We start from the raw sequence: 15,383 nt of genomic DNA, 5'->3' as shown, positions 1-15,383 counted from the left end.
TGCTACATCAGTCAGCGATGAATCTGACCCTGATAAAAGGCCATATCGTGCTGGTTGAACGACCGGAAGAGCCGTTAATGTCGTTAAAAGATTTGGCGATGGACGCTTTCTACCACCCTGAACGCGGCGGGCAGCTCTCTGCTGAAAGCTCCATCAAAACCACCACTAACCCACCGGCGTTTGGCTGTACCTTTGTTGATCTGACGGTCGATATTGCGCTGTGCAAAGTCACCATCAACCGCATCCTCAACGTTCATGATTCAGGGCATATTCTTAATCCACTGCTGGCAGAAGGTCAGATACACGGCGGAATGGGAATGGGCATTGGCTGGGCGCTATTTGAAGAGATGATCATCGATGCTAAAAGCGGCGTGGTCCGTAACCCCAATCTGCTGGATTACAAAATGCCGACCATGCCGGATCTGCCACAACTGGAAAGCGCGTTCGTCGAAATCAATGAGCCGCAATCCGCATACGGACATAAGTCACTGGGTGAGCCACCAATAATTCCTGTTGCCGCTGCTATTCGTAACGCGGTGAAGATGGCTACCGGTGTTGCAATCAATACACTGCCGCTGACGCCAAAACGGTTATATGAAGAGTTCCATCTGGCAGGATTGATTTGAGGATAACATCATGTTTGATTTTGCTTCTTACCATCGCGCAGCAACCCTTGCCGATGCCATCAACCTGCTGGCTGACAACCCGCAGGCCAAACTGCTCGCCGGTGGCACTGACGTACTGATTCAGCTCCACCATCACAATGACCGTTATCGCCATATTGTTGATATTCATAATCTGGCGGAGCTGCGGGGAATTACGCTGGCGGAAGATGGCTCGCTACGTATCGGCTCTGCAACGACATTTACCCAGCTAATAGAAGATCCTATAACTCAACGTCATCTCCCGGCGTTATGTGCTGCGGCCACGTCCATTGCTGGACCGCAGATCCGTAACGTCGCTACCTACGGTGGAAATATTTGCAACGGTGCCACCAGCGCAGATTCTGCCACGCCAACGCTAATTTATGACGCGAAACTGGAGATCCACTCCCCGCGCGGTGTTCGTTTCGTCCCGATTAATGGCTTTCACACCGGGCCGGGCAAAGTGTCTCTTGAGCATGACGAAATCCTCGTCGCCTTTCATTTTCCGCCACAGCCGAAAGAACACGCGGGCAGCGCGCATTTTAAATATGCCATGCGCGACGCGATGGATATTTCAACGATTGGCTGCGCCGCACATTGCCGACTGGATAACGGCAATTTCAGCGAATTACGCCTGGCATTTGGTGTTGCCGCGCCAACGCCGATTCGCTGCCAACATGCCGAACAGACTGCACAAAATGCGCCATTAAACCTGCAAACGCTGGAAGCTATCAGCGAATCTGTCCTGCAAGATGTCGCCCCGCGTTCTTCATGGCGGGCCAGTAAAGAGTTTCGTCTGCATCTCATCCAGACGATGACCAAAAAAGTGATTAGCGAAGCCGTCGCCGCGGCGGGGGGAAAATTGCAATGAATCACAGCGAAACAATTACCATCGAATGCACCATTAACGGGATGCCTTTTCAGCTTCACGCCGCACCAGGCACGCCGCTCTCGGAATTACTCCGCGAACAAGGACTGCTAAGTGTCAAACAAGGGTGCTGCGTGGGTGAATGTGGTGCCTGTACGGTGTTGGTCGACGGCACAGCAATAGACAGTTGCTTATACCTTGCCGCCTGGGCTGAAGGAAAAGAGATCCGCACGCTGGAAGGTGAAGCGAAAGGCGGAAAACTTTCTCATGTTCAGCAGGCTTATGCGAAATCCGGCGCAGTGCAGTGCGGGTTTTGTACGCCTGGCCTGATTATGGCTACCACGGCAATGCTGGCGAAACCACGCGAGAAGCCATTAACCATTACGGAAATTCGTCGCGGACTGGCGGGAAATCTTTGTCGCTGCACGGGGTATCAGATGATTGTAAATACAGTTCAGGATTGCGAGAAAACGAAGTAAAAGGATATCCGGCCTGAATTCAGGCCGGATTCACTGAGGTTATGTGTTTAACAACTCATATTTCTTAATCTTGCGATAGAGCGTAGCAATGCCGATGCCCAGTTCATCAGCAACTTGCTTCTTGCTGTTATGACGTGAAAGCGCCTCGCGGATCATTTGCTTTTCCATCTCCTCCAGCGCCGTGCCGCCCGCATCATCGAGTGACAGGTGCGCCTCACTGACCTCTGTTACATCACTTTGCTCCGTTGTGCCATTATTCAGCAGATTTGGCGGCAATAGCGTGCTGTCGATAACTTCACCTGAAGGAACTACGTTAACCAGATATTCCATCAAATTGCTTAACTCGCGCAGGTTTCCGGGCCAACGATGCTTACGCAATATTTCGACGACATCGGGAGCAATGCCAGGATAAACCGATCCCAGACGACGGGTATGCAGATGTAAAAAGTAATGCACCAATAGTTCAATATCTTCCTGACGTTCACGCAGCGGTGGCAGAGTTATCGGGATAACATTAAGTCGGTAGAAGAGATCTTCGCGGAATTTACCTTCGGCAATGAACTGGGCCAAATTCTGATTAGTTGCAGAAATGATGCGAATGTCGACTTGTATTGGGCTACTGGCACCAATCGGCAGAATTTCACGCGCCTCAATAGCGCGCAGTAATTTAGCCTGCAACATTAATGGCATATCACCTATTTCATCGAGAAACAGCGTGCCCGTATTCGCCGCCTGAATCAACCCTGTTTTACCGTTGGCAGAAGCGCCAGTAAATGCGCCTTTAACATAACCGAACAGTTCGCTTTCCAGAAGCTGCTCCGGAATCGCGGCACAGTTGATAGCAATAAAGGGTTTATTCCGTCTTCCGCTCAACTTATGGATTGCTCGGGCGACGACTTCTTTACCCGTGCCGCTTTCACCAACCACCATAACGCTGGATGGGCTGGGTGCAATACGGCTAATGAGTCGTTTTAATTGCCGCATAACACGGCACTCGCCAACCAATTGTTCAATATGTGGTTCATCAGGTGCATTTGCTACAGAAAAACTGGTATGCGATTGGTGAAATGCCATTAAAAATAATTGTCGGCCCTGAATGTTATGCAATTGACCAATGATTAATTCACTTTTATCGTCCCACGAAACAATATGCTGCATATGTCCATGAGTAAAATTACTCTCAAATGTTAATGGTCTGAAACGGATAGGTTTCCCAATAATATTATTTTGTACAACACCAAGTGTTTTTAAGGCAGTCTGATTAACAAACTGAACCCGACTTTCATCATCAACAACTAATACGCCCTGATCCATATTATCGATCATGGTCGCGAATATTTTACTGATGTTATCTCCTGGCCCCTGATCCTCCAGAAGTTTCGAAACAAAAATGGTGGATATATGGCGAACATAATCAGAAAATTCGCGTAAATTATCACTGATATGCTCTTGTTGCTCGTGGGTAACGGCAATCAAACTTATCACCCCAACACAACGATCCTGTAAAATGACAGGCGTACCCAGAAATGCTTTTTCACGGCAATTTTCTTTACTATCGCAACCTTCGCAAAGGGGATCGAAGCGAGACTGTGTCACAACTTTTTCAGTTTTCGTTTCCAGGACGTGGCGGAGCAGGCGTGAGTTGCCGCTCAACTGGCGACCAAGAAACTTCCCATACGCGCCCGTTCCGGCGACGCGACACAAGTTTTCATCAACGATCTCAACCTCAAGCTGCAAAACGCTGGCAAGCATTCTGGCAAAATGCTGAATTGTCGGTTGAATTTGCATCAATACTGACTGCGTAGTAGCAAGCTCCATAGCTTTACCTTCCAGACTTACTTAAAAGTCGATCATTGAAGACGTTGATGGTTCACAGATCATGATGATATTAACTCAGGCGAAATTGGCTTTGATAAAAACATAAGATTTTTATCATTTTCTAATGAAATTATGGAAGAGATATCACATTTCTATATCAATATGAGAATTACGGCGGTGAGTTTATCAAACTGAAGAGAGATAGCCTGCCCCTTTATCTTATTTCTGATACTTAGCAGCAAATAAATAACGCGATAAAAAAAGCCAAACGTTTTCGTATTTTACAAACAACCGGAAGCTGGCATCAATTTGTGATCAACCCCACACATTATCCGTCAAATTAGTCTTTTGCAGCCCCGTGGATAATTCTGGCACACTTATTGTTAGTCCCAGGTATAGCTGTGAAAACACCAATCACTTTGGCAAGTCACAGTGAAATAAACCACTTTGCCTGTCATTCCACTACCGGGACTTTATGATGAAAACTGTTAATGAGCTGATTAAGGATATCAATTCGCTGACCTCTCACCTTCACGAGAAAGATTTTTTGTTAACGTGGGAACAGACGCCAGATGAACTGAAACAAGTACTGGACGTTGCCGCAGCATTAAAAGCACTGCGTGCTGAAAACATCTCAACCAAAGTCTTTAATAGTGGATTAGGTATTTCCGTATTCCGCGACAACTCCACCCGTACCCGCTTCTCTTATGCTTCCGCGCTTAACCTGCTCGGCCTTGCACAACAAGATCTCGACGAAGGCAAATCACAAATCGCTCACGGCGAAACCGTGCGTGAAACCGCCAATATGATCTCCTTCTGCGCCGACGCTATTGGTATTCGCGACGATATGTATCTGGGCGCAGGCAACGCCTATATGCGTGAAGTTGGCGCTGCACTTGATGACGGTTACAAGCAGGGTGTACTGCCACAGCGTCCGGCTTTAGTGAACCTGCAATGCGATATTGACCACCCGACTCAGTCAATGGCTGACCTCGCGTGGTTACGTGAACACTTTGGTTCACTGGAAAACCTGAAAGGTAAAAAAATCGCCATGACCTGGGCCTACTCTCCAAGCTATGGCAAACCGCTCTCTGTACCACAAGGCATCATCGGTCTGATGACTCGCTTCGGTATAGATGTCACCCTGGCCCATCCGGAAGGCTACGACCTGATCCCGGATGTGGTTGAAGTGGCGAAAAACAATGCTAAAGCATCTGGCGGTAGCTTCCGTCAGGTCACCAGCATGGAAGAAGCGTTCAAAGATGCAGACATCGTTTATCCGAAGTCATGGGCACCTTACAAAGTGATGGAACAGCGTACCGAATTGCTGCGCGCTAACGATCACGAAGGCTTAAAAGCACTGGAAAAACAGTGTCTGGCACAGAACGCGCAACACAAAGACTGGCATTGTACTGAAGAGATGATGGAACTGACCCGTGATGGCGAAGCCCTGTACATGCACTGCCTGCCAGCTGATATCAGCGGCGTATCCTGTAAAGAAGGTGAAGTGACTGAAGGCGTATTCGAAAAATACCGTATCGCAACCTACAAAGAAGCCAGCTGGAAGCCTTATATCATCGCCGCGATGATCCTGTCCCGTAAATACGCCAAACCAGGTGCACTGCTCGAGCAACTGCTGAAAGAAGCGCAAGAACGCGTGAAATAACCCCTCGGGCCGATCAGCTGGTCGGCCCTCTATTTCCAGAGGCCAAAAGGATAGGATATGTCCGTTTTCTCATTGAAGATTGATATCGCCGATAACAAATTTTTCAACGGCGAAACATCACCGCTCTTTTCGCAAAGCCAGGCCAAACTGGCGCGCCAGTTCCACCAGAAAATAGCTGGTTATCGCCCAACACCGCTTTGTGCGCTGGACGATCTCGCAAACCTTTTTGGTGTGAAGAAAATTCTCGTCAAAGACGAATCAAAACGATTCGGTCTGAACGCCTTCAAAATGCTTGGCGGTGCGTACGCCATCGCTCAATTATTGTGTGAAAAATATCATCTTGATATCGAAACGCTGTCATTTGAGCACCTGAAAAATGCCATCGGCGAAAAAATGACTTTCGCGACCACCACCGACGGCAACCACGGGCGCGGTGTGGCGTGGGCAGCACAGCAACTCGGACAGAATGCGGTGATTTACATGCCGAAAGGTTCTGCTCAGGAACGCGTTGACGCCATTCTGAACCTCGGTGCCGAGTGCATCGTCACGGATATGAACTATGACGATACCGTTCGCCTGACCATGCAACACGCGCAGCAGCACGGCTGGGAAGTGGTACAGGACACGGCATGGGAAGGTTACACCAAAATCCCAACCTGGATCATGCAAGGCTACGCAACCCTGGCAGATGAAGCCGTCGAGCAAATGCGTGAAATGGGCGTAACCCCGACGCACGTTCTGCTGCAAGCCGGTGTCGGAGCAATGGCCGGTGGTGTGCTGGGTTATCTGGTCGACGTCTACAGCCCGCAAAATCTGCACAGCATTATTGTTGAACCTGACAAAGCTGACTGTATTTATCGCTCCGGCGTCAAAGGCGACATCGTCAACGTTGGCGGTGATATGGCCACCATCATGGCGGGCCTGGCCTGTGGCGAACCTAACCCGCTGGGCTGGGAAATCCTACGTAACTGCGCCACCCAATTCATCTCCTGCCAGGACAGCGTTGCCGCATTAGGTATGCGCGTGCTGGGTAATCCGTACGGCAACGACCCGCGCATCATCTCCGGTGAATCCGGCGCTGTCGGTTTGGGCGTTCTCGCAGCGGTTCATTATCACCCGCAACGTCAAAGCCTGATGGAAAAACTGGCGCTGAACAAAGATGCCGTGGTGCTGGTTATCAGCACTGAAGGCGACACCGACGTGAAGCACTACCGCGAAGTTGTCTGGGAAGGCAAACACGCTGTAGCACCTTAATCACCCTATTGGAACTACTCCCTGCAAAACGGGGAGTAAAAAATCTGGAGAAAAATAATGGCTAAGAATATTCCATTCAAACTGATTCTTGAAAAAGCAAAAGATTACCAGGCGGACATGACTCGCTTCCTGCGCGACATGGTTGCTATTCCCAGTGAAAGCTGCGACGAAAAACGCGTAGTACATCGTATTAAAGAAGAGATGGAAAAAGTCGGCTTCGATAAAGTTGAAATCGACCCGATGGGCAACGTTCTCGGTTATATCGGCCACGGCCCGCGTCTGGTGGCAATGGACGCTCATATCGATACCGTCGGCATTGGCAACATCAAAAACTGGGACTTCGATCCGTACGAAGGCATGGAAACTGATGAGCTAATCGGTGGTCGCGGTACTTCCGACCAGGAAGGCGGCATGGCATCTATGGTTTATGCCGGTAAAATCATTAAAGACCTCGGTCTGGAAGATGAATATACCCTGCTGGTTACCGGTACTGTGCAGGAAGAAGACTGCGACGGTCTGTGCTGGCAGTACATTATTGAACAGTCCGGCATTCGCCCGGAATTTGTGGTCAGTACCGAACCAACCGACTGCCAGATATACCGTGGTCAGCGCGGTCGTATGGAAATTCGTATTGATGTTCAGGGTGTTAGCTGCCACGGTTCTGCGCCAGAACGCGGTGACAACGCCATTTTCAAAATGGGTCCGATTCTTGGCGAATTACAAGAACTCTCCCAACGTCTGGGTTATGACGAATTCCTCGGCAAAGGCACCCTCACCGTTTCTGAAATCTTCTTCACATCCCCAAGCCGTTGCGCTGTAGCAGATAGCTGCGCCGTCTCTATTGACCGCCGTCTGACCTGGGGCGAAACCTGGGAAGGCGCGCTGGACGAAATCCGCGCCCTGCCTGCAGTACAGAAAGCTAACGCGGTTGTTTCTATGTACAACTACGACCGTCCGTCCTGGACTGGCCTGGTTTACCCAACCGAATGCTACTTCCCGACCTGGAAAGTGGAAGAAGATCACTTCACCGTTAAAGCACTGGTGAATGCCTACGAAGGGCTGTTTGGCAAAGCGCCGGTTGTTGATAAGTGGACCTTCTCAACTAACGGCGTATCTATCATGGGCCGTCACGGCATTCCGGTGATCGGCTTTGGCCCGGGTAAAGAACCTGAAGCGCATGCACCTAACGAAAAAACCTGGAAATCTCACCTGGTGACCTGTGCTGCGATGTACGCTGCAATCCCGTTAAGCTGGCTGGCAACCGAATAATTACTCTTCACTTATTCCCCTCCGGTTCGCCGGAGGGTTTTTGGAGTTTGCTATGCGCGTATTGATCAAAAACGGCACTGTCGTTAACGCAGATGGACAAGCCAAACAGGATTTGCTGATTGAAAGCGGGATTGTTCGCCAGTTGGGCAACAATATTTCGCCGCAGCTCCCGTATGAAGAAATTGATGCCACTGGCTGTTACGTTTTCCCTGGCGGCGTGGATGTCCATACGCATTTCAATATTGATGTCGGCATCGCGCGCAGTTGTGATGATTTTTTTACCGGTACCCGCGCAGCTGCGTGTGGCGGTACAACAACCATTATTGACCATATGGGATTTGGCCCAAACGGGTGTCGGTTACGCCATCAACTGGAGGTTTATCGTGGCTATGCCGCCCATAAGGCGGTCATCGACTACAGCTTTCATGGTGTGATCCAGCACATTAATCACGCCATCCTCGACGAAATCCCTATGATGGTCGAGGAAGGGCTGAGCAGTTTTAAACTCTATTTAACCTATCAATACAAACTCAACGATGACGAGGTTTTGCAGGCATTACGCCGTCTGCATGAATCCGGCGCGCTGACCACCGTGCACCCGGAAAATGATGCGGCTATCGCCAGCAAGCGGGCGGAGTTTATCGCCGCAGGGTTAACCGCGCCGCGCTATCACGCCTTGAGTCGCCCTCTGGAATGCGAAGCGGAAGCCATCGCCCGCATGATTAACCTGGCACAAATTGCCGGTAACGCCCCGCTCTATATCGTGCACCTGTCTAACGGCTTAGGTCTGGATTATCTGCGTCTTGCCCGTGCGAATCACCAGCCAGTCTGGGTTGAAACCTGCCCACAATATCTCCTGTTGGACGAACGCAGTTACGATACAGAAGATGGCATGAAGTTCATTCTTAGCCCACCGCTGCGTAACATACGCGAGCAGGACAAACTGTGGTGTGGCATCAGCGATGGTGCGATTGACGTGGTGGCGACCGATCACTGCACGTTCTCAATGGCTCAACGCCTGCAAATTTCTAAAGGCGATTTCAGTCGCTGCCCAAATGGCTTACCCGGCGTGGAAAACCGCATGCAGTTACTGTTTTCCAGTGGCGTGATGACGGGACGTATAACACCGGAACGCTTTGTTGAATTAACCAGCGCAATGCCCGCCAGGCTGTTTGGCCTGTGGCCGCAAAAAGGATTATTAGCGCCCGGTTCCGATGGCGACGTGGTGATTATCGACCCACGTCAGAGCCAACAAATTCAGCATCGCCATCTCCACGACAACGCCGACTACTCGCCATGGGAGGGTTTTACCTGTCAGGGCGCGATTGTCAGAACCTTATCCCGTGGTGAAACGATTTTCTGTGACGGCACCTTTACAGGCAAAGCCGGGCGAGGTCGTTTCCTGCGACGCAAACCGTTTGTCCCTCCCGTGCTCTAACCACTGCCAGGGATCTATACACAATCAAGAATGATGAGTGAGGAAAAATGAGTAAGAAAATTGTTCTCGCCCTGGGCGGGAATGCGCTGGGCGATGATCTGGCCGGGCAAATGAAAGCGGTAAAAATTACTTCTCAGGCAATTGTTGATTTAATTGCCCAGGGACATGAGGTCATCGTCACTCACGGTAACGGGCCGCAGGTGGGCATGATTAACCAGGCCTTTGAAGCTGCTGCAAAAACTGAAGCGCACTCGCCAATGCTGCCGATGTCTGTCTGCGTTGCCTTAAGCCAGGGTTATATTGGTTACGATCTACAAAACGCCTTAAGAGAAGAACTGCTTTCTCGGGGCATTAATAAACCGGTAGCAACGCTGGTTACTCAGGTCGAAGTCGACGCTAACGATCCGGCATTCCTCAACCCGACCAAGCCGATCGGTTCGTTCTTTACCGAGCAAGAAGCAGAGCAACTGACAAAACAGGGTTACACTCTGAAAGAAGATGCTGGTCGCGGCTATCGCCGTGTTGTTGCCTCGCCAAAACCGGTTGATATTATTGAAAAAGAAACGGTTAAAGCTCTGGTAGATGCAGGCCAGGTGGTGATCACCGTTGGCGGTGGTGGTATTCCTGTTATTCGTGAAGGTAACCATCTGCGTGGTGCCAGCGCGGTTATCGATAAAGACTGGGCCAGCGCCCGTTTAGCAGAAATGATTGATGCCGATATGCTGATCATTCTGACTGCGGTAGAAAAAGTGGCCATTAACTTCGGTAAAGAGAATGAACAGTGGCTCGATCGCCTGTCATTAAGTGATGCTGAACGCTTTATCGAAGAAGGTCATTTTGCGAAAGGTTCTATGCTGCCTAAAGTGGAAGCTGCCGCCTCGTTTGCTCGCTCTCGCGCAGGTCGTGAAGCACTGATTACCGTATTGAGCAAAGCGAAAGAGGGGATTGAAGGCAAAACCGGAACGGTGATTTGTCAGTAATTTTAAGGCCGGGTGGGTAATACCATCCGGCCATTTTCATTTAAGCCACTTCCAGCACTTCTTTTGTCGCTTTCACGCCCTGATGCATCAACATCATTAACGCCTCAAGTACGCCGCCGCCAATCGCCCGGGCTTTATCAGAAACGCTGGTGAAATCAGCCGTTTCACCACGAGGATCGATATCACCAATTTTAAAACCACCGACCACTGCCAGGCCGTCGTTCAACAAGCCACGCACCATCCCCGTCAACGGTGCTTTAATTTCATGCTCACCAATCCAGGCAATCACATCGCCCTCTTTCACCAGATCGCCTAATTTCACGTTGGATCGCATAATGCCTGCAGCAGGAGCACGGATCACCCGTCGGGTGGTATGCCCCATAATATTGCCAGGAACACCGGTATTCTCCTGCGCACAACCAGAGTAAATCACCTGACCGAGCCAGTGCCCGCGATTTGTTTCAATTACCGCATGACAATCCTTCCCTGCAGTAAAGCCCGGCCCAAGCGCGATTGTTACTGGTGCCATATCTGCCCGCGTTCCCAAATTCTGTTTCGCCAGAATAGCGTCCACCACGCAAAGCGGTTTCAGTTCATCAAGCAATGAACAGGCGGGATCTGCCATCACAGGGATGAATCCGCGTTCGGTAAGTTTCATCGCTTCCGCAGAGCTGGTTGCCAGGCGAGCAGTAACGCCTTCGACCGTCATTTCGCCATCGAACACGGCCTGGGCAAACGCCACGGTACAACGAATCACTGTCGGTTTTTCCACTTCCAGCATGATCACTTTAAAACCCGCATGATACAGACGTAGCGCCACACCACTGGCGATATCTCCCGCACCGCGAATCACCACCAGCTGGTGTCCGGAAGGATGAGAAGGTTTCATCATCAGCCCACCCGGCGCGTTATTTTTCACCTGTAATATTTCTGCCAGCACGCTGATGGCGATCTCCTGCGGCGTTTCCGCACCTATGTTGTAACCAACGGGCGCATGTAAACGGGCAATATGTTCTTCAGCCACGCCTTTCTCACGCAATTGACGCAGGAAAAGCTGAACCTTGCGGCGACTTGCCAGCAACCCCAACCATGCAATGGGCTGTTCAATGAGTTTGTCGAGGGCTTCACGATCCTGATTATTCGTGGCAATCAGGACAAAATTATCAGGGCGAATATCCAGTGCTTCCACTGCTGCACCAAACGACTCAGCATGGAGAAGCGTGGTTGATGGAGGGAATAGTTCAGGATTGAGGCTTTCGCGATAAATATCGGCAACGGCAATATCAAATCCTAATAGCGCCGCACTCTGGGCTATCGCCCGGTTGACATGCCCCGCGCCAATCAACACCAGACGTGGACGCATACCATGGACGCTGATAAATACTGACATTGCACCTCCACAATCTGACCCGACAGCATCCGCACCGTTACGAGCCATACGTCCATGGAATAATCGCGGCTTACGTTCCTGCAATGCCTGAAGTGACTCTTCAATCACCTTCCGCTCAACCATTCCGCCACCAATTGTACCGACGATAGAACCATCGGCGCGCACTAACATTTGTGCAGAATGGCGGGGAGTCGAGCCTCGGCTATCAACAATTTGCGCCATCGCAAACGGACAATTTTGCTCTTCGAGTTTTGCAGCCTCTGTGAAAATATTCATACCAACCTCAATGGATATCCTTTCAGTAACCCGGAATACCCGGGCCGCTAATTCACAAATCTGCGCGCGATTGCAGGATGTTCTTGTATATCGCCCAGCCAGATTGCCTCTACGTCGTGTTGTTGCAGCGGTTGAAGGAGCTCGCTTTGTGCAATCGCATTCTCACATTGAGAAAAACGGTTAATGAACCAGACTCGCCGACAACCTTGCGGTACGTTTTTAAACGCCCCCTGAGGGTGGCGAACCAGCGCAACGAGATCGCTCAGTTGCAAGGTTGCATCAGGTGTTAACCCGGTAATATCAGCAAACTGCGACCAGCGATGGACATTTTCTGTGCTCACTTTCGCGCCCAAAGTATGTCCTCCCATCACAGCAATCACGCAGCAACTGCTTTTGGGTATGCAAGGTTCGTGCTCATCAGGCGCTTTTAACGGCATTCCACGCGAGCCATCTGCTTCAATGAGAATTACGTCACACTCTGGTCGTTGCACCAGTGCATCAATCGCTTCTGGCGTAAATCCCTGCACTTTTCCCTGGTTCGCTTTCCAGCTGTGAAAACAAAATGAAATGGGGGATGTAAGAGACGCATGAGGAAGCATGGCGGGATCACGACAGAAAACCACGAGCCAGTGAGACGTTGGCATAAACATATGTGTCGTCGTCGTGATTAACACACGCCTGCCGCTAGCCTGGAGCAGTTCTGCCAGCCAAAAAAGCAAGCTGGTTTTCCCCCCAGCACCAACAACAGAAATCACAGTGGGACGTTTCTGCGCACCTAAATCAATGACTAATGCCGATGGGTCAACTATACTTTTCACGAGTCTTTATGACCTCTCTGGGATAAATTATCCCCAACTTAATCCATCAGGAAGTAACGCAATTATCAGGCGTTATTAGCCCCTATAAATAATGGAACCACTATGTCAGCCATCGACTGTATAATTACCGCTGCCGGATTATCATCAAGAATGGGGCAATGGAAAATGATGTTACCCTGGCAACAGGGGACAATTCTTGATACAAGTATCAAAAATGCGTTGCAGTTTTGTAGCCGAATTATTTTAGTCACCGGCTATCGTGGTAATGAACTGCACGAACGTTATGCGAACCAGAGCAATATCACTATTATCCACAACCCAGATTATGCGCAGGGTTTACTAACATCAGTAAAGGCCGCAGTACCCGCAGTGCAAACAGAACATTGTTTTCTCACCCACGGTGACATGCCAACCCTCACCATCGATATTTTTAGAAAAATCTGGTCGTTACGAAATGATGGCGCAATACTGCCACTCCATAATGGCATCCCCGGCCATCCGATTTTAGTGTCAAAACCATGCTTGATGCAGGCAATCCAACGACCCAATGTCACCAATATGCGTCAGGCACTCCTTATGGGAGCTCATTATTCCGTCGAGATAGAAAATGCAGAAATAATTTTAGATATTGATACTCCGGACGACTTTATTACAGCGCAAAAAAGGTATACTAAAATTTAGAAAATGTAGTTAAACGATTGCGTTCAAATATTTAATCTCTCCAGCACTCTTTATCATAATGATAAGGAATCACTGATTTTGAGAAAAGAGAAAAAGTGATAAATGGGCTGACAATAATAATTTTCAGGAGTGATTTTAATTCTCATTTGGCACCTGTGAGTTCATTCACAAAAAGCCTTTAAGTTTCGAGCCGCCTCACATTTTTTTATATTTCCCGCCAAACCTGGCAAGAGTGGTGCGATTGTTGCTCTATCCCCCTAAACCACCGGATTTCTCAACACCGGTCACTCAATGATATCTGTATAAGCTAAGGAGAGGGTTATGGGGGATATTATGCGTCCCATTCCGTTTGAGGAACTTTTGACGCGCATATTTGATGAATACCAACAACAACGCTCAATCTTTGGTATTCCCGAGCAACAGTTTTACTCACCTGTAAAAGGTAAAACTGTTAGCGTCTTCGGTGAAACCTGTGCCACTCCCGTCGGCCCTGCCGCTGGCCCGCACACGCAGCTCGCGCAAAATATTGTCACTTCCTGGCTGACTGGCGGACGCTTCATCGAACTAAAAACCGTCCAAATTCTTGACCGCCTGGAGCTGGAAAAGCCCTGTATCGATGCCGAAGACGAGTGCTTTAACACCGAATGGTCTACCGAATTTACCCTGCTTAAAGCCTGGGATGAATACCTCAAAGCCTGGTTTGCCCTGCACCTTCTCGAAGCGATGTTCCAGCCTTCTGATTCCGGTAAATCGTTCATCTTTAATATGAGCGTCGGTTACAACCTCGAAGGTATTAAGCAACCGCCAATGCAACAGTTCATCGACAATATGATGGACGCATCTGACCATCCGAAATTCGCGCAATATCGCGATACGCTGAATAAATTACTCCAGGATGACGCATTTTTAGCCCGCCACGGATTGCAGGAAAAACGCGAAAGCTTGCAAGCCTTACCCGCTCGCATCCCCACCAGTATGGTGCAGGGCGTCACCCTCTCCACCATGCACGGCTGTCCTCCGCATGAAATCGAAGCCATTTGCCGCTACATGCTGGAAGAAAAAGGGCTCAACACCTTTGTGAAACTTAACCCGACCTTACTGGGATACGCGCGTGTTCGTGAGATCCTCGATGTCTGCGGTTTCGGTTACATAGGCTTAAAAGAAGAGTCATTTGATCACGACCTCAAGCTGACGCAAGCACTGGAAATGCTGGAACGCCTGATGGCACTGGCAAAAGAAAAATCACTCGGCTTTGGCGTAAAACTGACTAACACTCTCGGCACCATCAACAATAAAGGCGCACTGCCTGGTGAAGAGATGTATATGTCAGGCCGTGCGCTGTTCCCGCTCTCCATCAATGTTGCAGCAGTTCTCTCTCGCGCCTTTGACGGCAAACTGCCCATTTCTTATTCCGGTGGTGCCAGTCAGCTGACTATCCGCGATATTTTTGATACAGGTATTCGCCCTATTACTATGGCAACCGACCTGCTGAAACCTGGCGGCTATTTGCGCTTAAGTGCCTGCATGCGCGAGCTGGAAGGCTCCGACGCCTGGGGACTTGACCATGTTGACGTCGAACGACTGAACAGACTGGCAGCAGATGCGTTAACCATGGAATACACCCAGAAACACTGGAAGCCAGAAGAGCGTATTGAAGTGGCAGAAGACCTGCCGCTGACCGATTGCTACGTTGCCCCCTGTGTTACTGCCTGCGCTATCAAGCAAGATATTCCGGAATACATCCGTCTGCTTGGCGAACACCGCTATGCCGACGCGCTGGAACTCATCTACCAACACAACGC

General features: G+C 49.9%; 13 protein-coding genes. 10 read left to right on the top strand and 3 right to left on the bottom strand.

What is annotated here, in order from left to right; all coding sequences use genetic code 11:
* The 3 genes from QZF50_RS18895 to xdhC all read left to right on the top strand — a co-directional run.
* Positions 1–626: molybdopterin cofactor-binding domain-containing protein (locus tag QZF50_RS18895; protein ID WP_290388948.1), on the top strand; the 626-nt coding region annotated here is incomplete at its 5' end.
* Positions 627–636: 10 nt separating this feature from the next.
* Entirely contained in the window at positions 637–1,515 is an 879-nt protein-coding gene (xdhB, locus tag QZF50_RS18890; protein WP_000459182.1) for a xanthine dehydrogenase FAD-binding subunit XdhB, read from the top strand.
* Positions 1,512–1,991, top strand: coding sequence for a xanthine dehydrogenase iron sulfur-binding subunit XdhC (xdhC, locus tag QZF50_RS18885; protein ID WP_001016606.1), 480 nt, complete (start codon positions 1,512–1,514; stop codon positions 1,989–1,991). The genes xdhB and xdhC overlap by 4 nt, the downstream gene beginning before the upstream one ends.
* A 39-nt stretch (positions 1,992–2,030) precedes the next feature.
* Here xdhC and QZF50_RS18880 read toward each other — a convergent pair whose 3' ends face one another.
* Positions 2,031–3,809: a sigma-54-dependent Fis family transcriptional regulator gene (locus QZF50_RS18880; RefSeq protein WP_001472139.1), complete on the bottom strand. Its 1,779-nt coding sequence runs from the start codon at positions 3,807–3,809 to the stop codon at positions 2,031–2,033.
* 478 nt (positions 3,810–4,287) lie between these two features.
* On the opposite strand from QZF50_RS18880, the gene ygeW reads away from it, so the two are divergent.
* Genes ygeW through arcC form a run of 5 tightly spaced genes read left to right on the top strand, consistent with a single transcriptional unit; the run spans position 4,288 to position 10,416 of the window.
* Entirely contained in the window at positions 4,288–5,475 is a 1,188-nt protein-coding gene (gene ygeW, locus QZF50_RS18875; protein WP_061892527.1) for a knotted carbamoyltransferase YgeW, read from the top strand.
* A gap of 57 nt (positions 5,476–5,532) precedes the next feature.
* Entirely contained in the window at positions 5,533–6,729 is a 1,197-nt protein-coding gene (gene dpaL / locus QZF50_RS18870; protein ID WP_000110493.1) for a diaminopropionate ammonia-lyase, read from the top strand.
* Positions 6,730–6,786: 57 nt separating this feature from the next.
* Positions 6,787–7,998 (top strand): YgeY family selenium metabolism-linked hydrolase, encoded by a 1,212-nt coding sequence (locus QZF50_RS18865; protein ID WP_001107117.1) that lies wholly within the window; start codon positions 6,787–6,789, stop codon positions 7,996–7,998.
* Positions 7,999–8,050: 52 nt separating this feature from the next.
* The gene (hyuA, locus tag QZF50_RS18860; RefSeq protein ID WP_001264447.1) at positions 8,051–9,436 is read left to right on the top strand and encodes a D-phenylhydantoinase; all 1,386 of its coding nucleotides are present in this window, start codon (positions 8,051–8,053) and stop codon (positions 9,434–9,436) included.
* Positions 9,437–9,483: 47 nt separating this feature from the next.
* Positions 9,484–10,416, top strand: coding sequence for a carbamate kinase (gene arcC / locus QZF50_RS18855; protein WP_000037992.1), 933 nt, complete (start codon positions 9,484–9,486; stop codon positions 10,414–10,416).
* Positions 10,417–10,456: 40 nt separating this feature from the next.
* Here the strand turns inward: arcC and yqeB are convergent, their stop codons facing one another.
* Positions 10,457–12,082: a selenium-dependent molybdenum cofactor biosynthesis protein YqeB gene (gene yqeB / locus QZF50_RS18850; RefSeq protein ID WP_001020374.1), complete on the bottom strand. Its 1,626-nt coding sequence runs from the start codon at positions 12,080–12,082 to the stop codon at positions 10,457–10,459.
* Positions 12,083–12,129: 47 nt separating this feature from the next.
* A complete protein-coding gene (yqeC, locus tag QZF50_RS18845; protein ID WP_061892528.1) occupies positions 12,130–12,900 on the bottom strand; it encodes a selenium cofactor biosynthesis protein YqeC in 771 nt (256 codons plus the stop codon).
* A gap of 102 nt (positions 12,901–13,002) precedes the next feature.
* Between yqeC and mocA the strand changes: the two genes are divergently transcribed.
* Together mocA and ygfK are read left to right on the top strand one after the other, a co-directional pair.
* Entirely contained in the window at positions 13,003–13,581 is a 579-nt protein-coding gene (gene mocA / locus QZF50_RS18840; protein WP_001272856.1) for a molybdenum cofactor cytidylyltransferase, read from the top strand.
* A gap of 321 nt (positions 13,582–13,902) precedes the next feature.
* Positions 13,903–15,383 (top strand): putative selenate reductase subunit YgfK (gene ygfK / locus QZF50_RS18835; protein ID WP_290388947.1); only part of this gene is annotated, 1,481 nt, incomplete at its 3' end.

Origin of the sequence: uncultured Escherichia sp. (genome assembly GCF_948475835.1) — a bacterium.
GTDB lineage: Bacteria > Pseudomonadota > Gammaproteobacteria > Enterobacterales > Enterobacteriaceae > ECMA0423.
This window is presented reverse-complemented; position numbering and strand designations above follow the sequence as displayed.

Excerpts from the sequence above, each read along its gene's own strand:
- xdhB (WP_000459182.1), top strand. The coding sequence starts at position 637 with ATGTTTGATTTTGCTTCTTACCATCGCGCAGCAACCCTTGCCGATGCC.
- xdhC (WP_001016606.1), top strand. The coding sequence starts at position 1,512 with ATGAATCACAGCGAAACAATTACCATCGAATGCACCATTAACGGGATG.
- QZF50_RS18880 (WP_001472139.1), bottom strand. The coding sequence starts at position 3,809 with ATGGAGCTTGCTACTACGCAGTCAGTATTGATGCAAATTCAACCGACA.
- ygeW (WP_061892527.1), top strand. The coding sequence starts at position 4,288 with ATGAAAACTGTTAATGAGCTGATTAAGGATATCAATTCGCTGACCTCT.
- dpaL (WP_000110493.1), top strand. The coding sequence starts at position 5,533 with ATGTCCGTTTTCTCATTGAAGATTGATATCGCCGATAACAAATTTTTC.
- QZF50_RS18865 (WP_001107117.1), top strand. The coding sequence starts at position 6,787 with ATGGCTAAGAATATTCCATTCAAACTGATTCTTGAAAAAGCAAAAGAT.
- hyuA (WP_001264447.1), top strand. The coding sequence starts at position 8,051 with ATGCGCGTATTGATCAAAAACGGCACTGTCGTTAACGCAGATGGACAA.
- arcC (WP_000037992.1), top strand. The coding sequence starts at position 9,484 with ATGAGTAAGAAAATTGTTCTCGCCCTGGGCGGGAATGCGCTGGGCGAT.
- yqeB (WP_001020374.1), bottom strand. The coding sequence starts at position 12,082 with ATGAATATTTTCACAGAGGCTGCAAAACTCGAAGAGCAAAATTGTCCG.
- mocA (WP_001272856.1), top strand. The coding sequence starts at position 13,003 with ATGTCAGCCATCGACTGTATAATTACCGCTGCCGGATTATCATCAAGA.